The organism is Tamlana sp. 2_MG-2023 (genome assembly GCF_030548465.1).
In the GTDB taxonomy this organism is placed as follows: Bacteria; Bacteroidota; Bacteroidia; order Flavobacteriales; family Flavobacteriaceae; genus Pseudotamlana.
This window is the reverse complement of sequence record NZ_JAUOSF010000003.1, coordinates 179,445-196,290: the sequence shown is the minus strand read 5'-3', so window position 1 is coordinate 196,290 and position 16,846 is coordinate 179,445. Positions and strand designations below refer to the sequence as shown.

The 16,846-nt window shown below is 34.5% G+C and carries 17 protein-coding genes; 6 read left to right on the top strand and 11 right to left on the bottom strand.

All coding sequences use genetic code 11. The features are described from left to right. The first annotated feature begins 26 nt into the window (after positions 1-26). Entirely contained in the window at positions 27-569 is a 543-nt protein-coding gene (locus tag Q4566_RS06245) for an RNA polymerase sigma factor (RefSeq protein ID WP_303419708.1), read from the top strand. Beyond that, on the top strand, positions 569-2,050 hold the full coding sequence (locus Q4566_RS06240) for an outer membrane beta-barrel protein (RefSeq protein ID WP_303419706.1): 1,482 nt from the start codon (positions 569-571) through the stop codon (positions 2,048-2,050). Before Q4566_RS06245 ends, Q4566_RS06240 begins: the two co-directional genes overlap by 1 nt. A gap of 129 nt (positions 2,051-2,179) precedes the next feature. Here Q4566_RS06240 and Q4566_RS06235 read toward each other — a convergent pair whose 3' ends face one another. Further along, positions 2,180-2,932 (bottom strand): 1-acyl-sn-glycerol-3-phosphate acyltransferase, encoded by a 753-nt coding sequence (locus tag Q4566_RS06235; RefSeq protein ID WP_303419704.1) that lies wholly within the window; start codon positions 2,930-2,932, stop codon positions 2,180-2,182. A gap of 262 nt (positions 2,933-3,194) precedes the next feature. Here Q4566_RS06235 and trpS point away from each other — a divergent pair, with 262 nt between their 5' ends. Next, the gene (trpS, locus tag Q4566_RS06230) at positions 3,195-4,163 is read left to right on the top strand and encodes a tryptophan--tRNA ligase (protein ID WP_303419703.1); all 969 of its coding nucleotides are present in this window, start codon (positions 3,195-3,197) and stop codon (positions 4,161-4,163) included. 261 nt (positions 4,164-4,424) lie between these two features. Here the strand turns inward: trpS and dprA are convergent, their stop codons facing one another. Further along, positions 4,425-5,528: a DNA-processing protein DprA gene (gene dprA, locus Q4566_RS06225; RefSeq protein ID WP_303419701.1), complete on the bottom strand. Its 1,104-nt coding sequence runs from the start codon at positions 5,526-5,528 to the stop codon at positions 4,425-4,427. Positions 5,529-5,631: 103 nt separating this feature from the next. On the opposite strand from dprA, the gene Q4566_RS06220 reads away from it, so the two are divergent. The 3 genes from Q4566_RS06220 to Q4566_RS06210 all read left to right on the top strand — a co-directional run bounded on the left by Q4566_RS06220 (position 5,632) and on the right by Q4566_RS06210 (position 8,692). Then, positions 5,632-6,567 (top strand): SPOR domain-containing protein, encoded by a 936-nt coding sequence (locus Q4566_RS06220; protein WP_303419699.1) that lies wholly within the window; start codon positions 5,632-5,634, stop codon positions 6,565-6,567. Between the two features lie 491 nt (positions 6,568-7,058). Beyond that, entirely contained in the window at positions 7,059-7,673 is a 615-nt protein-coding gene (locus tag Q4566_RS06215) for an HdeD family acid-resistance protein (RefSeq protein ID WP_303419990.1), read from the top strand. Between the two features lie 509 nt (positions 7,674-8,182). Beyond that, a complete protein-coding gene (locus tag Q4566_RS06210) occupies positions 8,183-8,692 on the top strand; it encodes an acyl-CoA thioesterase (RefSeq protein ID WP_303419697.1) in 510 nt (169 codons plus the stop codon). 53 nt (positions 8,693-8,745) lie between these two features. Here the strand turns inward: Q4566_RS06210 and Q4566_RS06205 are convergent, their stop codons facing one another. From Q4566_RS06205 to atpG, 9 genes are all read right to left on the bottom strand, one after another. Then, on the bottom strand, positions 8,746-9,072 hold the full coding sequence (locus Q4566_RS06205; protein WP_303419696.1) for a hypothetical protein: 327 nt from the start codon (positions 9,070-9,072) through the stop codon (positions 8,746-8,748). Positions 9,073-9,107: 35 nt separating this feature from the next. Continuing rightward, complete coding sequence (locus tag Q4566_RS06200; RefSeq protein ID WP_303419694.1) at positions 9,108-10,334, bottom strand: murein hydrolase activator EnvC; 1,227 nt, start codon at positions 10,332-10,334, stop codon at positions 9,108-9,110. Then, a complete protein-coding gene (locus Q4566_RS06195; RefSeq protein ID WP_303419692.1) occupies positions 10,335-11,102 on the bottom strand; it encodes a DUF4292 domain-containing protein in 768 nt (255 codons plus the stop codon). After that, a complete protein-coding gene (locus tag Q4566_RS06190) occupies positions 11,102-12,463 on the bottom strand; it encodes a lipopolysaccharide assembly protein LapB (RefSeq protein WP_303419690.1) in 1,362 nt (453 codons plus the stop codon). Before Q4566_RS06190 ends, Q4566_RS06195 begins: the two co-directional genes overlap by 1 nt. Positions 12,464-12,465: 2 nt before the next feature. Beyond that, positions 12,466-12,630: a hypothetical protein gene (locus Q4566_RS06185; RefSeq protein WP_303419688.1), complete on the bottom strand. Its 165-nt coding sequence runs from the start codon at positions 12,628-12,630 to the stop codon at positions 12,466-12,468. Positions 12,631-12,653: 23 nt separating this feature from the next. Beyond that, positions 12,654-13,673: a sugar phosphate nucleotidyltransferase gene (locus tag Q4566_RS06180; protein WP_303419686.1), complete on the bottom strand. Its 1,020-nt coding sequence runs from the start codon at positions 13,671-13,673 to the stop codon at positions 12,654-12,656. A 109-nt stretch (positions 13,674-13,782) separates the two neighbouring features. Then, positions 13,783-14,217 carry a dUTP diphosphatase gene (gene dut, locus Q4566_RS06175; RefSeq protein ID WP_303419684.1) on the bottom strand — a complete coding sequence of 145 codons (435 nt, stop codon included), beginning with the start codon at positions 14,215-14,217 and terminating at the stop codon, positions 13,783-13,785. Then, entirely contained in the window at positions 14,207-15,679 is a 1,473-nt protein-coding gene (locus Q4566_RS06170; RefSeq protein WP_303419681.1) for a polysaccharide biosynthesis C-terminal domain-containing protein, read from the bottom strand. The genes dut and Q4566_RS06170 overlap by 11 nt, the downstream gene beginning before the upstream one ends. Positions 15,680-15,833: 154 nt before the next feature. Continuing rightward, a complete protein-coding gene (gene atpG, locus Q4566_RS06165; protein ID WP_303419679.1) occupies positions 15,834-16,694 on the bottom strand; it encodes an ATP synthase F1 subunit gamma in 861 nt (286 codons plus the stop codon). Between the last annotated feature and the right edge of the window lie 152 nt (positions 16,695-16,846).

Here is a 16,846-nt window from a genome sequence, read left to right as displayed (position 1 = left end):
AAGTATTCATTTTAAACCTGTTGTATTTGAGTCTAGAATTGCTCATAGAAAATTGTAAAGCTAACAATACGAAAGCCCAAGGCGAATTATACAAGCTGTTTTCCAGTAAGTTATTCGCCATAAGCCTGAAGTATTCGCGCAATCGTGCAGAAGCAGAAGACAATCTGCAGGATGCCTTTTTAACAATTTTTAAAAAAATAGGGCAGTATAAAAACAAAGGTTCCTTTGAAGGCTGGCTTAAACGGATCACAGTTAATACAGCTCTACAACGCTACCGAACCGAGAAAGTATTTGACTTGGTGAATGAAAACGCCATTGAGGACGTAGAAATTGAAATTGAAGACGACGAGGTGTCCATCGATTATCTATTAAAAATCATACAAGAATTGCCAGACCGCTACCGCTTGGTTTTTAATCTTTACGTTCTCGATGGCTATTCTCATAAAGAAATAGCCAAGTTATTGGATATTAATGTAGGCACCTCAAAGTCAAATTTAGCACGGGCACGAATGATTTTAAAATCAACAATTGAAGATTACAAAAATACAGAACACTTACAATCACTATAATGGCTGAAAAGAAACACATAGACCGGTTATTTCAGGAAAGCTTTAAAGACTTTGAAGCCACGCCTAGCGATGCCGTGTGGGGAAAAATAGAAGCTGAACTTAACTCTACAGATAAGAAGCGCCGTGTTATCCCAATTTGGTGGCGCTATGCGGGTGCTGCAGCCTTACTTTTACTTTTTCTTACTGTTGGAAGTTTCCTTTTTAATGAAGGAGAAGGTTCGGCTAACCAAGTGGTAGATACAAATAACGCTATTATTATAGAAAATGCTTCGGAGGTCCTTAAGAAAACGATTAGCGATCAATCTGAAGAAGCTTCAGCAATAACAGATTCTAAAGTAAATGTAGATAGTACAAACAATACAAAAGCAGTTTCAGAAAAAACGAAATCGGTTAACGATAAAACGGTTCCTTCAAAAACTGCGGTAGTTGCTAAAAATTCAGAAGAAAAAAATATAAATACAATACCTTCAACAAAGAAGAATCATTCTATTCCTAATAAGAGCACTACAGTCGCTAAAACAGCCAAAGAAGACACTGTTGAAAACCGTTTTTCTGAAAACAAAAATTCCAATTCCGCTTTAGCTTCGTCAACTCAAGAGAAAAATAAGGTTCAAAACAATGATCCTTTTCTAATTGATAAAGAGGAAGCAAAATCGCATATATCGGCAGTTTCAAAAGACAATAACGCAATTGCGGAAGTGAATACTAATTCTAATAAAAACACGCTTACTATCGAAGAAGCGATGGCCGAGAACAAAACGAATATTAAGGCAGAACAGAATCAAAATAAATGGAGCGTATCTCCAAATGTAGCGCCTGTATATTTTAATAGCTTAGGTGAAGGCTCGTCGATAGATCAGCAATTTTCCAGTAACAATAAAACCGGTAATGTTAATATGAGTTACGGTATTTCTACCAGTTACGCAGTAAACAACCGCATAAAGATACGCTCTGGAATTAATAAGGTTAACTTAGGTTACAACACCAATAATGTTGTGGTTTACGAATCTAGAGGCGCAGGTATTAGTGCTTTAAAAAATGTAAATAGTTCAGCTAGCAATATTTCGGTAACTAGTTCAGACATGTCTAACAATTTTCCACAATCTATATCGGCGACCAATGTTTCAATACACCAAAATTTTGATTACATAGAAGTGCCTTTAGAAATTCAATATGCACTTTCTCAAAAACGCTTTGGGGTTAATATTATAGGTGGTTTTAGTTCCTTCTTTTTAAGTGATAACGAACTAATATCAAACGCTGAAGATGGCACAAGTACCTATTTAGGTGAAGCCAATAATATTAATGACACGAGTTATAGCGCTAACGTCGGACTTGGTTTAAACTATAAATTTTCTAAAAAAGTGGATTTGAATTTAGAACCTATGTTTAAATATCAATTCAACACTTTCGATAATACTTCTGGAAATTTTACACCCTTTTTCATTGGTGTCTATACCGGATTCTCTATTAAATTCTAGGTTTTTGGTTAGGACCTAGTTCCCATGGTTTTTTACATGAAAAACCAATTTTTACTAAGACCTCTCTTTTTAAAAAAGGGGAGGTTTTTTTACAAGAAAACTAACCTTAATATTTAGTGGGGAATAACGCTACAAAACTTTAGAATCGGGATTAAAAAGCTGTAACTGCTTTAAGATAACATCCCGTGACTGTGCGTTTAAGACTTTCGTGTCTTCAATGGTTAAACCAGCCGTTGGAATAAACTTATGAATTTTTACACGCATACGCCCAGGGCCACCACTAAAAAACGTATAGGATAAGCGTTTTTTGTTGTCACCAAACGTAATGGGTACTACAGGTATTTGATGGTTTATAGCCAATCTAAACGCGCCATCTTTAAAATCATCTAATTCAATATGCTCTTCTGGCACCCCACCTTCAGGGAAAATACAGATACTCACTCCAGTACTAAGTCGCTTTTGGGCTCTTAAAAAAACAGCATGCCTACTTTTTGCTGAACTTCTATCAACCAAAATACAGGTTCGTTTATAAAAGAAACCAAAAAGCGGAATTTTAGCTAATTCAGCCTTTCCAACAAAAACAAAAGGACTTTTTACTGAAACCAACATGAGCATTATATCTGCCATAGAAGTATGGTTAGCTATAAACATATAGCTTTTCCCTTTTTCTGGTTTTTGATCGCGTTTTATTTGGTAAGCGAAACCCATACCTATTAAAATGAATTTTGACCAAATTCGTGCTAATCTAAAAAAGAACGGATACCACGATTCCTTTAAAATGGAAACCACTAAAATTGGAAACATAATTAGAATTGGCAAACACACCAAAATGTAGAAATAAATTCGGTAGAGTGTCCAGAAAATGTATTTCAGAATTTTCATAAGTTTCAAAAATACTATTATAATTTGATAATCTTTAAAAACATTTTAACCTTAAAACTCAATTCTATTAGCCTTTAATGTAACTCTTCAATATTAGGATATATCAATGCGTTCGATTGGCACTTATATCTTGCAATTAACAACCAATGCCTTCAAATAAGTCAGCAATTTTTATTAAAATGAGTGTAATTTTAAAAAGTGCCTTCCGTCTCCTTTTTTTATTGACTAACTTATCTTTAAATTTGCGCCTTACAATAAAATTATGGCAAGAATACTTACAGGCATTCAAAGTACAGGAGTTCCACATTTAGGAAACATTTTAGGCGCGCTTATGCCAGCAATTAAAATGGCAAACGACCCTAAAAATGAATCGTTTTTATTTATAGCAAACCTGCACACTTTAACTCAAATTAAGGACGCAGACACTTTAAGAGAAAACACTTATGCCGTTGCTGCAACTTGGTTGGCTTTTGGATTAGATATTGAAAAAACAGTGTTTTACAGACAAAGCGATGTCCCACAAACTACAGAGCTTTCTTGGTATTTAAGCTGTTTCTTCCCTTACCAACGTTTAACACTGGCGCATAGTTTTAAAGATAAAGCCGATCGTTTAGAAGATGTGAACTCAGGGCTATTCACCTACCCTATGCTTATGGCTGCAGATATTTTATTATATGATGCCAATATTATTCCTGTTGGAAAAGACCAATTGCAACACATTGAAATGACACGTGATGTAGCCTCTCGTTTTCATGCGAAAATGGGTGAGGTTTTTGTGTTGCCTGAAGGAAAGGTTGAAGAAAATATCATGCTTATTCCTGGTATTGACGGAGAAAAGATGAGTAAAAGTAGAAACAACACGATAAACATCTTTTTAACCGACAAAAAATTACGCAAGCAAATTATGGGCATTCAAACGGATAGCACAGCCCTTGAAGATCCTAAAGATTGGAAAACGTGTAACTGTTTTGCTATATACAAATTATTAGCTGATGATGCTCAAATAGATACCATGAAAGCCAATTATGAAAATGGTAATTATGGTTACGGTCACGCTAAACAAGCTTTATTTGAATTGATTGTTGAAAAATTTGCGACACAACGTGAACGTTACGCTTATTATATGGACAATTTAGAAGAAATTGATAAAGCTTTAGCTATTGGAGCTGAAAAAGCACAAACTGTAGCGAATGAAGTTCTAGCTAGAGTACGCGCTAAAGTAGGATTTTAACAAATTCCTGCGAAAGCAGGAATCTCATGATTAAAACAAAGACACTTTCAACTTTGTAAAAATTAAAAGTGTTATAGGTAATTTTGCATAACTTCTATTTGGATATCTGTAGACTATCACCTTGAATATATTTAACGAAGTTAACTAAACTCAGGGTCTCACTACAAATACTAGTCTATAGTAGTAATGAGATGCTGAATCAAGTTCAGCATGACGAAATTATTACAACTTCTATTGATGAGATTCCTGCTTTCGCAGAAATTAAATGACCTCGAACAACTTACCTGGTAAAGGCCTAACAACACCTTTCAATTCCATAGACAACAACAAACTGGCCACCTTGAAAATAGGTAGCTCGCAATTCATGGCAATACTATCCAATTGCTGTTTTTCTATATCTTTCAAATAATTAAATATTAATTTTTCGGAAGCATCCAATTCAACAAAAAGTTGTTTTTGAACAACAGGTTTAGTTGCGCCTTCCAGTTCCCAGTTTAAAATATATGGTACATCCAAGGGAGTGGTTAACATGTGTGCTTTTTGGTGCTTTATTAAGTTATTACAACCTAAACTTTGACTATCGCTAATTCTTCCAGGAACTGCAAAAACCTCACGATTATAGGAATTAGCAATATCTGCAGTAACAAGACTTCCGCCTTTTTCAGCAGATTCGATAACTATAGTAGCAGAACTTAATCCAGCGATAACACGGTTACGTTTCAAAAAGTTATTCCTATCGAAATTATCATTACTCCAAAAATCGGAAAGGAATCCGCCATTTTTTTCCATATCCACCATATACTTCTTATGGACTTTAGGATAAATTTGATTTAAACCATGCGCCAGACAAGCGACTGTTTGTAAATCATGCTTCATGGCTGCTTTATGAGCGGTAATATCGGTGCCATAAGCAAAACCAGAAACAATAATAGGGTTATAAACCGCCAACTGCTCTATTAATTCTTCACAAAAAGCAATACCGTTTGTGGTTATTTTTCGCGTACCAACAATACTAATTATTGGCTGTTTGGTTAAGTTGATATGACCAGATTGGAATAACAAAATAGGACCATCAATACAGTGTTTTAGTTTTTCAGGATAATCGTTAGCTTCAAAGTAGGACACTTTTATGTTGTTCGATTTAATGAATTCAATTTCCTTTTCAGCTTCCTTTAAATGGTGTGTTTTAAATAATTCCGCTAGGATAACTTGACCGACACCATCAATTTTAAGCAGATTTTGCTTTTTTTCTTTTAAAACAGCTTCCGCCGAACCACAGTGTGCAATGAGTTTCTTAGCGGTAATATCACCAATATTGGGTATATGCTGAAGGGCGAGCGTGTAAAGCAAATCGTTTTCTGTCATTCTATCTAATTGATTTTTAATCTAAAGTAAAATATTTTTCATTCTGTTAATAAATAGTTAAGCCTAAATTTCATCTAAACCTATAATTTTATAACTTTGAATTATGCAACTAGAAACATACATAAGCGATTTACTCTATAGATATGAGTGCGTTACCATTCCTGAATTTGGTGCTTTTTTAACGAAATCTGTATCGGCAACTATTAATGCTGACACAAATACCTTTCATGCACCTAAAAAAGTATTGTCTTTTAACGAGCAAATTCAGCAAAATGATGGTTTATTAGCACATTATATTGCCGATGTAGAAAAAATCCCTTTTGAAGTTGCAAACAAAAAAATAGCGAAACGCGTTCGACTCATTAAATCCTACTTAACAGAAGGTGAAACCTTAACTTTTAAAAACATTGGCGACATTGTACTTAATAATGAAGGTAAAATTTTATTCGAACCTACGTACCACTTAAATTATTTAACTGATGCTTTCGGTTTATCTCAGTTTTCTTCAAAAGAAGTAACTCGCGAAGTTTACAAGAAAGAAGTTGAAAAAATTGAGAAAGTAGTTCCTATTGCGATTACTCCAGAAAAGCGCGAATCTAAATCCTATTTAAAATATGCGGCAGTTGCTTTAATTGCCTTGACTTTAGGTGGATTTGGAGCTTCTAAATTTTACGTAAATCAAGTTGAAACTCACAATCAACTTGCGCAAGAGGAAGCTACAAAACAGCTTGATACTAAAATTCAACAAGCGACCTTTAATCTTAATCCACTTCCAGCCGTTACACTAAACGTAACGAAACAAACTGGAAACTATCATATTATTGCAGGCGCTTTTCGCGTTGAAGAAAACTGCGATAAAATCATAAAAGGACTTAGAGCTGATGGTTTTAAAGCAAGAAAAATTGGCGTGAACAAATATGGTTTACACCAAGTCGTTTACGCAAGTTATGAAGACCGTTTAGAAGCTCTAAAAGCACTGCGTAACATTAAAAAAACGCATAATTCTGATGCTTGGTTGTTAGTTAAGCAATTGGATTAAATAGTTAATAGTTAATAGTTAATAGTTAATAGTTAATAGTTAATAGTTAATAGTTAATAGTTAATAGTTAATTTAAAAAATCCTTCTGTCCTTCCAAAGGAACGAGTAATCTTTTTTCAATCTTCCGTCAATTCGGTCATCGGTCATCGGTCTTCTGTCAATAGTCAATAGTCAACACTTCATTTCCAGTTTTCAGTTTAACGACTACACAGTTACACGATTAAACAAACTTCACAATCTTATAAAAAACCTACAATTTATTTAAATTAAAAATATTTATTCTATTGTTTGTCAGTAATTTATTATATAACTTAGAGCGTTAGTTGATCTAATCGTTATTAGATCAGTGAACTATTTAAAAATTTGAACTAAAGTTTTTCTATCTATATTTTACTTAAGTAATGAATTTAAACAATGTAAATCCCTAGCAAAAAACAAAGATTCACAAACACTTTAACTATATAATCATGAGAAATCAATTTTTTTAAACAATTCACAAAACAATTAAATACTGGTATATACCTTTAATTATAGGACTTATCTTTATAGGGGTGGGTATTTATACCTTTATGTCACCTGTTACCTCTTACCTAACATTAGCTTTGCTTTTTAGTTTGTCTTTTCTATGCTCTGGTATTATTGAAATTATTTTTGCCATATCTAATAGGAATGAAATTGATAATTGGGGCTGGTCGTTAATTTTTGGAATTATAACATCTATTTTCGGAGTCTTGCTTCTAATAAATCCAGAAATTTCAATAATGACGTTGCCTTTTTACGTTGGCTTTTTAATCTTATTTCGCTCGGTGGGCTCTATAAGCTATGCCTTAGATTTGAAAAATTACGGTGACTTAAGTTGGGGGAATCTTATGGTATTTGGAGTTCTCGGAATTATTTTTTCCTTTATTTTACTTTGGAATCCACTTTTTGCAGGTTTAAATGTAGTTATTTGGACTGGTGTTTCTTTCTTGAGTTTAGGCATATATAGTGTTATCTTCTCTTTTAAACTAAAAAAATTAAAAGACTCTCCTAATAAAATATCTGATGAGCTAAAACAACAATATGAATCGGTAAAAAATTCTATTCAAACAGAAATGAATAAATAAAAACTGATTATCCGTAATGTGACATAATTGTTATCGTCAACCTGAACTTGTTTCAGGTTCTCATCACAATATATTAATTATTAGCTTTATGAGATTCCGAAATAAATTCGGAATGACGTAAATACAATATTTAGGTTACAAAACGGATATACAATAATAAAAATATTCAGTGTTAAACCTAAAAATAATAATCGAACAATAGTTTAATTATTATTTTTAGGTTTTTATGATGAACTGAAATTTATCTTCTTTTGTTTCTTTAAAAGCATAAGAGTATCTCATCAACAAGTAACAAAAACAACCGATGTCAAGCTGATCTATTCCCTTCTATAATTGATTAAAAAAAACAGCTATTACTTACTATATCTCAAAAAAATAACAACTTCACATAGCATTGTCCTAAATAAGTTGATCCTCCAGTTTAATAATTAGCAAAACTGCATAGCTCATGGCTTCCATATTGAAAAATCCCATAAATCGCAGTACCTTTGCGTTTTAAAATTTTGGAAATGAACGCTAAAGCACCTAAAGAATCTAGAACTATAATGACCGACTTGGTTTTACCAAGCGAAACCAACCCATTAAACAATTTATTTGGAGGTGAATTATTGGCTAGAATGGATCGTGCTGCTGCTATTTCTGCGAGACGTCATAGTCGTCGTATTGTAGTAACTGCTTCTGTAAACCATGTCGCTTTTAATAGCGCCGTGCCTTTAGGTAGTGTAGTTACAGTTGAAGCTAAAGTATCTCGTGCATTTAGAACCTCTATGGAAGTCTTTATTGATGTTTGGATTGAAGACCGTGAATCTGGAGCGCGTACTAAAGCTAACGAAGCCATCTACACCTTTGTAGCTGTAGATGAAACGGGACGCCCTGTAGCCGTTCCTGAAGTCCTTCCTGAAACCAATCTAGAAAAAGAACGCTTTGCTGCAGCTTTACGCCGAAAACAATTGAGTTTACTGCTTGCTGGAAAAATGAAACCCCAAGACGCTACCGAACTAAAAGCTTTGTTTGAATAAGCGCCATTTCTGCTCACAACCAAGAAAAGTACTTAGCATAAAATTAAAATCGTTTAACTGGTTTTACCAATCTCATCGATTGATTCCATGAGATTCGGCTTATTTTTCTCCCATGTCTTTTCTAAAAATTTGTAGAATAAATAGCAACTTAAAATCCCGAAAGGCAGGAATAATATACCTAATAATGTATCATTAATACCATCTATAGCTCCTGGAGAAAAAAGTTCAAATAGTATCCCAACAATAAAACCAAATAATAAAATTCCGCTATAATAAGATAGTATTCCTAAAATTACAAAACCCCACTTACTCTTATTGTATACTTCAGCTAGTTTGTAAAAATACTTTCCAATCCAATAGAGTAAAACTAATCCTAACATCCCTTGATTTTTAATTATTTACTCAATAATACGCTTTACATCTTATAAATCCAACTTGCAGGGTTTTCGGTGTCACGTCCTTTAGACAAGATAAAACTTAAAATAGTCTCACCGTTACTTGGGTTAGTCGCTATCTCACCAATTTCTTGTTTTGTGGTGACTTTATCACCCTTTTTCACATAAACATTGGATAAATTTTTATAGATGGTCAAATAATTTCCATGACGAATCATCACAATAGGGTTCACGTGTTTCATTCTTAAAATCTCGCTCACCTCACCGTTAAATACCGCACGTGCTTTGGCGCCCTTTGCAGTAGCAATACGCACACCATTACTTTTTATGGTTAATGAGTTATCGATAGGGTGACGCTGCGTACCATAACCCAGACGAACAACACCACGCTCTACCGGCCATGGTAATTTTCCTCTATTGGCTATAAAATTAGAGGCTAAAACCTTTTCTTCCGCCGTTAAGGCAAAACTTTTAGAACTTGATTTCTTTCCTGCTTTAGCATTCGATTTTGCAATGGCTTCCTTAATTAAACGGTCAATCTCTTGATCAATCTTATCTGCTTCACGTTGTTTCTGCTTAATTTGAGCAGCGTACATAGAAAGATTCTTCTTTATAGATTGCATTAAAACCTCATGATCTCTACGTTCCTTTTCTAAAGATTTTTGAGTAATTCTATTTTCGGCAATCAGATTCTTTTTCTCCTCTTGTTGCTTTAATAGTTTTACATTCGTTTTTTGTAACTCTTCAGTTTTAGACTTAATAAGCTCGCCTTGCTTCTTCTGGTAATTCGAGTACTGCTTAATGTATTGAATACGCTTGTAGGCCTGTTTAAAGTCTTCAGAAGACAATAAAAACATAATACGACTCTGCTGATTCTTACTTTTATAAGATTTCACAATCATATCGGCATAAGCTTCCTTAAGCTGCTTTAATTCATCCCTTAACTCGGAAATATGCTTCTGATTGGCACTAATTTCGCGAGATAATAAGTTTGCTTGTTGATTGGTAACCTTAATTAAATTAGAAAGGACATTGATCTTATAGTTAAAATCTTCAATTAAAGAAAGTTCCGATTTTTGTTTTGTTCTGTGCTCAGAACGCAATTCATTTATTTTCTGAATTTCCCTGCGCAGCTCTTGTCGGCGTGACTCCAGCTGTTTTTGCTTATTATTTTGAGCAAAACCAATCGTACTACAAATTAATGCAACGAATAAAAAAAAGGTTTTATATGAATTTACTATGCGCATTTACAGTTTTATTTTTTTAAATCCAGAAGGAATTTTAAACGGAAACCTAAAATCTTCATTTAAAGTGATGTTCCTAAATTCTAAACCAATAATCGTTTCCTCATTAGCTTCAACTGCCATCACCTTAATACGCTCTGGCAATCTTTGCTTTTCAACCAATTGATACGATTCATAATCAACTTGTAAATGCCTAAATTCTGAAGGTTGTGAAATTTGCTGAGAAGTTACCTTGAAGTTTTTAGGACTTAACAAAAAGAAAATCTCAAATAAGGCACGTTGCTGTTTTGGGTTTACCACATAAGAACCATCAGCAACTGAAGAAGCATATTCACTAGTATTCAAACTGAAAACAGTCTCTCCAAATAGTATGTTTTGAACTTTCTGAAAATCAAGTTCAGTACCCAATAATTCACTTAAATATTCATAATCACCATCAAAATAAGTGTTGTCTAACTTATTATAAAAACCCACTTTTTCGGGTGTCACCATAGCTCTAACTACCGAAAATGGCGCGTTAATCCATATCGCTTCATCCTTTTTTGCTCTTAAACTTACCGAGTAGGTTTGCGATTTTCCATCTTGGGTAAAGGTAATTTTAAGTTTAGATTGTAGGGTTTTAAAATCTGCTGCTTGTTCCTTATTCGCCTTAATTAATTGCTTTGTAGATAATTTGTAATTCGCCTCGCCTGGAACAATTTTTTTCGCCGATTTACAATTAAACAGAAATAAAAAGACTAAACTTAAGCTAAAATATAAGTGTTTACGCATTAATTTGAGGATTGTATTTGTTTCGCTTTATCACTAAACGTTTTCGCTTTAGCGGTATTGTTTAGCAAGGTGTATGCTTTACTCATTTGCACATAAAAATCGGCTTCCATTTTAGAATCTTCTATGATAAAATCTAAGCCCATCTCTAAAGATTCTAAAGCTTCTTTCGGCCTTTTTAATTCATTTAATGACACCCCGTTTACCAAATAAAACAGAGGTTGCGACGGATATTTCTCTAAGGACTCAGCACTTTTCACTTGGGCTAAATCATATTTCCCTAAATCGATATATAACAACATCACGTTTCGAAGCATATTGAAATTATTAGGCTCCAATCGTAATGCCGTTTCAAAGTGTGTTAATGCTTCCTCCTTGTCACCTTTAGCCAAATAATACTGCCCCAATTCCATAACGGTTTTACTGTTGTTAGAATCACTAACCAAAGCTGTGGCTTCTATTAAATCGGCTTCATATTCAGGGTGCTCTTTCACAAAGGCCATGAAATCTGTAAGCACTTTCATTTTAGCATCAGGTTTTATTTCATTGCTTTTAACCACTATTTTCATAGATTCAACTGCCTTAGCCGTTTCATTATCATCTAAATAAAATTTGTACAAAGCCAAATGTACCAACTGCGAATTCGGATTAATTTTAAGCAATTCCTTAGCAGTCTCAAAAGCCTTATCCTTTTCGTTGTTTTCGCTGTAGTGGAAAATTAAAGCCAAATAATTGGATTCCTTTTCAGGGTTATTTTCAACACGAGATTCTAAATTTTCAATCTGATCTTTTTTACGCCCTGTGGCTTCATAAATTTTATTACGCATGATATCACGACTCATCGTTGTGCCAAATTCAGCATCTAATTCATCTAAAATCTCCAAAGCATCATCGTATTCTTCGGTTCGCGCATACAAACCAGCTAAATCTTCCTTGTAATCGGGATGATATTTAACCAATTGCTTCACCATTTTTATGGCTTTATCATGTTCGTTATGTGCGGCGTAGTAACCATATAACTCATCCAAAAACCACTCGTTATCTGGATCTTTATCTACCGCTTTTTTTAAAGCATCTTCGGCGGCGCCAAAATTTTTAAGGTGGTTATAGCATTTACCCAGTTCAAAATAAAGCACTGGAACCGATTTATCAATTTTGATACATTTTTCAAAAGCCTCGGCAGCACGATCGTAATTCTCGATGCCCTTCTGCTTTAAAGCTTCGTAAAATAGTTCTTGAAATTCATCTTCATGATTTCCTAAATCATCGTCAGGCTTTTTATTAAAATCTACTTGCGCATAACTTAGCATCGGAGAAAAAACGATCCCGAGAAATAAAAAAAGTATGTAGATTTTTTGTTTCATTTTTAATGTAACACTTCGGTTATTATATGGGCGTTACCACAAGGGTCGGGCTTTTCGCTGTATCTTTTTGCTTCTAATGGCAAAAAGGATGCCGCTGCAATCCCTAACGCAGCCGTTTCGTGTAATTCATGAATATTACTTCTTGCATGAGTACAACTAACATTCATGAGATTCCCGCCTTCGCGGGAATTTATTCTAATACCGAATAATCCCCAATACTAATGCTTGTAAATTCACCGTTATACTTCACATGATTTCCAATCATAGCCTGCTCTAAATTGGCGTTTTTGATTGTGGTATGCGTTTGAATTAAACTATTTTTAATCGTTGAATTTTCAATAAGACTATCATTTCCAATAGAAACAAAAGGGCCTACTGTAGCATTTTTAATCACCACATTTTCACCAATAAAACAAGGTTCAATAATGTTCGCGTTTTCTAATGTCGCAGAATCGGCTATTAATTGTTCATCACCATCAGCCTTTAAAAAGCCTAACATACGTTCGTTAGTTTCAATGGTAATGGTTTTGTTTCCACAGTCCATCCACTCGTCAACAGTGCCTGTTTTAAAAACTTTACCTTCTGCCATCATGCGTTTAATACCATCATTAATTTGGTATTCGCCACCGTTCATAACGTTTTCATCCAGTATTTCTTGTAATTTTCCTTTTAAAACGGCAACATCTTTAAAGTAATAAATACCAATTACCGCTTGATCACTCACAAAAGTTTCTGGCTTTTCAACAAGTTCTACAATTTCTTCGTTGGCATTTAATTTTACTACACCATATGCTTCAGGATTCGCAACTTGTTTGGTCCAAATTACGCTATCGGCCTCAGGATCTAAATCAAATTGCGCACGTATCAACGTATCCGCGTAAGCGATTACAGCAGGTCCAGACAAAGAAGGTTCGGCACACATAATGGCATGACCCGTTCCTAGAGGCTTATCCTGACGGTAAATAGAAGCTTTGGCTCCTAAATTTTTTGCTAAATCTTCTAAACTAGACACCACATCATCTCCAAACCAAGCGGGATCACCCAAAACAAAAGCGATTTCATCAATTGGTTGTTTTAAAACTTTAGCAATATCTTTTACCAAGCGATGAACAATAGGTTGTCCAGCCACTGGAATTAATGGTTTTGGTACGGTTAAACTGTGCGGACGTAAACGTGAACCTCGTCCGGCCATTGGTACTATAATTTTCATAAGCCCCTCTTAATCTCCCCCAAAGGGGAGAAACTATTATATTATTAAATTAATTTTTCATTTACTATATGCATAACGTGCGAATTCCCCCTTCTGGGGGTTAGGGGGCCTACTTCACCCCAGTACTCCCAAAACCACCTTCACCTCTATCGGTTTCGGTAAGCTCTTCAACTTGTTGCCATTCGGCACGTTCGTGTTTAGCGATAACTATTTGCGCTATGCGCTCTCCATTTTGAATGGTAAAATTCTCATGAGAAAGGTTTACCAAAATCACCCCAATTTCACCTCTATAATCAGCATCAATGGTTCCTGGTGCATTAAGTACGGTAATTCCTTTTTTCGCCGCTAATCCACTTCTAGGGCGTACTTGTGCTTCAATACCAACTGGTAACTCGATAAATAACCCTGTACCTACCACAGTCCTTTCTAAAGGCTTTAAAACTCTAGATTCTGATAAATTTGCTCTTAAATCCATCCCTGCCGACGCCAACGTTTCGTAGTTTGGTAAGTCGTGCGTAGATTTGTTTATGATTTTAATTTGCATGCTTTCGTGTTAATAGTTGCTTTATAAAATTTTGTTCAGAGTAATATACAATACCCAAAAATACAATTAACATAGAAACTCCAATAACATAATTGCCTCTAAATTCATAGAAAGACAGTAATGAAAGTCCTATGGATAATCCCATATACAATCCTATTTTCTTTAAGTTATATGGAATGGGGTAATATTTTCTTCCGTAGTAATACGACAAACACATCATCGTAGCATAAGCGGCTAAAGTAGCAATGGCCGAACCTTTGTACCCTATAATAGGAATTAACCAAAAGTTTAACCCTAGGGTTATCAAGGCGCCAAAAATGGAAATATAGGCGCCAAACTTAGTACGGTCAGTGATTTTATACCAAACCGATAGATTGTGATAAATACCCAAACAAAAATTAGCGATAAGAATAAACGGCACGATCCACATGGCTTCCCAATAGTCTTCTCCTCTAACAATAATAACTTTTAAGATATCAACAAAAACTGTTACCCCTAGTAGAATAATGGAGCCACAAACCACGAAAAACTCTAAAATGAGTGCATAATTTTTCTGCGGGTCTTTAGCTTTAGCATGACTAAAGAAAAAAGGCTCGATGCCCAACCTATAAGCGGTTGCAAACAAAGTCATGAACAGCGCTATTTTATAGCAGGCCGAATACATCCCTATTTGAGTTTTAGCAACATCTGCCGGTAAAAGATGGTTTAATAAAATACGATCGAAGGTTTCATTAATTGAAAAGGCCACCCCAGCAACTAGCACGGGAAAAGCATATTTCATCATGACTTTCCACAAAGAAGCATCAAATTTATAGCTAAGCCTGGTATAAAAGGGCAGCATCAATAAAAGGGTGATTCCACTGGCTATCACATTGGCAATTAAGATATAGCTCACCCCGAAATTTGGCACGTAAATGGTATCAAAGATATTCCCTGTACTCGCTAAATTTTTCAGTGCTAAAAGTAAAAACAGATTCAAGCCAATGTTAACGACCACATTAAAAATTTTAATCATGGCGTACTTCATGGGTTGTTCATTAGCACGCAACCAAGCGAATGGGATAATCACCAAGGCATCCAAAAGTAAAATCCAGAATACAAATTTGATGTACTTCACTTTAATCTCGACGAGCTCTGCGATATAATCTTTAAAGAGGAAGGCGATAAGAAAAAAACCGAACGAACTGACAATAAGTGAAATCGACACCGTACTTGTGACTTTATTTTTATTTTCTTCCTTATTAAAAAACCTAAAGAACGCGGTTTCCATACCGTAAGCTAAAATCACATTAAACAGTACGAAATAAGAGAAAATAACTGAGACTTCACCATATTCTGCAACTGAGCCAAGAACCCCTTTCGTAGTGTATAGAGGCACTAATAGAAAGCTTAACATTCGAGGTAAAACCGTGGCTAAACCGTAAATAAATGTCTGTTTGAATAAATTTTTTAGTGTGCCCAAGAAAGTCTTGTTAGTTGTGTTAAAAATACGTTTTTACAAAACGTAAAACAAAGAATAGTTTCTGTTGTGAATATTATCTATTAAAATAGAAAAGCCCCACTAAACGTGAGGCTTTTTATTCTTATGTTACGAAATCACTTTCAGTAACAATTTCTTAATTATTTAAAGCTTCAGCACCACCAACAATCTCTAAGATTTCATTAGTAATAGCTGCTTGACGTGCTTTGTTGTACGTTAATTTAAGTTGATCTCTTAATTCCGTAGCATTATCGGTTGCTTTATGCATAGCGGTCATACGTGCACCGTGCTCACTAGCAAAAGAATCCCTAATACCACCGTATAATTGTGTTTTTAAAGACTTAGGAATTAATTGCTCAATGATTTCAAGCTGAGATGGCTCAAAAATGTAAAAAGTATCACTGTCTTCTTCAACTTCCACAGGAACAATAGGCAAAAATTGTTCAGCAGTTACAATTTGAGTGGCTGCATTTTTGAATTTGTTATATACAATTTCAATTTTATCAAACTCCCCTTCAATAAATTTCTCCATTAAAGACTCTGCAATTACAGCAACGTTATCAAAAGTTAAATCGTCGTAAAGATCACTTTCATTTGCAATGACTCTATCGGTTTTTTTGAAAGCATCATAAGCCTTCTTACCAACAGTTAAATACGACACCTCTTGGTTAGCGTATTTTTGCGAAGTTAGTCTATTAACTTCTTTAATAATATTTGCATTGAAAGCACCTGCTAAACCTCTATTAGAAGTTATTGCAACAATAAGTACTTTTTTTAACTCACGTTCTTCAGAATATTTACTTTGAGAAGCGCCTTCTAAAGTCGCACTTAAACCTTGTAAAAGTTCAGTAAGCTTATCTGAATACGGACGCATGCCTGTAATAGCATCTTGAGCTTTCTTTAACTTCGCAGCAGATACCATTTTCATGGCACTGGTAATCTGCATCGTTGAAGATACCGATGATATTCTGTTACGTATTTCTTTTAAATTTGCCATAAAACAAGTTATGAGTTATGAGTGTTGAGTTATACCTTTTTAATAATTACTACAAAAAATCAGAGTAACTCTTCACACTTAAGATTCATGATCGTACACATGTAAGTTAAAACATAGGAAGCTCAAACTTCTAACTTTTAACTTCTAACTTT

Bases quoted from the DNA above. Each gene is read 5' to 3' on its own strand.
- Q4566_RS06220 (WP_303419699.1), top strand. From the start codon at position 5,632: ATGCAACTAGAAACATACATAAGCGATTTACTCTATAGATATGAGTGC.
- Q4566_RS06190 (WP_303419690.1), bottom strand. From the start codon at position 12,463: ATGAAACAAAAAATCTACATACTTTTTTTATTTCTCGGGATCGTTTTT.
- dut (WP_303419684.1), bottom strand. From the start codon at position 14,217: ATGCAAATTAAAATCATAAACAAATCTACGCACGACTTACCAAACTAC.
- trpS (WP_303419703.1), top strand. From the start codon at position 3,195: ATGGCAAGAATACTTACAGGCATTCAAAGTACAGGAGTTCCACATTTA.
- atpG (WP_303419679.1), bottom strand. From the start codon at position 16,694: ATGGCAAATTTAAAAGAAATACGTAACAGAATATCATCGGTATCTTCA.
- Q4566_RS06200 (WP_303419694.1), bottom strand. From the start codon at position 10,334: ATGCGCATAGTAAATTCATATAAAACCTTTTTTTTATTCGTTGCATTA.
- Q4566_RS06185 (WP_303419688.1), bottom strand. From the start codon at position 12,630: ATGAATGTTAGTTGTACTCATGCAAGAAGTAATATTCATGAATTACAC.
- Q4566_RS06235 (WP_303419704.1), bottom strand. From the start codon at position 2,932: ATGAAAATTCTGAAATACATTTTCTGGACACTCTACCGAATTTATTTC.
- Q4566_RS06180 (WP_303419686.1), bottom strand. From the start codon at position 13,673: ATGAAAATTATAGTACCAATGGCCGGACGAGGTTCACGTTTACGTCCG.
- Q4566_RS06205 (WP_303419696.1), bottom strand. From the start codon at position 9,072: ATGTTAGGATTAGTTTTACTCTATTGGATTGGAAAGTATTTTTACAAA.
- Q4566_RS06195 (WP_303419692.1), bottom strand. From the start codon at position 11,102: ATGCGTAAACACTTATATTTTAGCTTAAGTTTAGTCTTTTTATTTCTG.
- Q4566_RS06240 (WP_303419706.1), top strand. From the start codon at position 569: ATGGCTGAAAAGAAACACATAGACCGGTTATTTCAGGAAAGCTTTAAA.
- Q4566_RS06210 (WP_303419697.1), top strand. From the start codon at position 8,183: ATGAACGCTAAAGCACCTAAAGAATCTAGAACTATAATGACCGACTTG.
- dprA (WP_303419701.1), bottom strand. From the start codon at position 5,528: ATGACAGAAAACGATTTGCTTTACACGCTCGCCCTTCAGCATATACCC.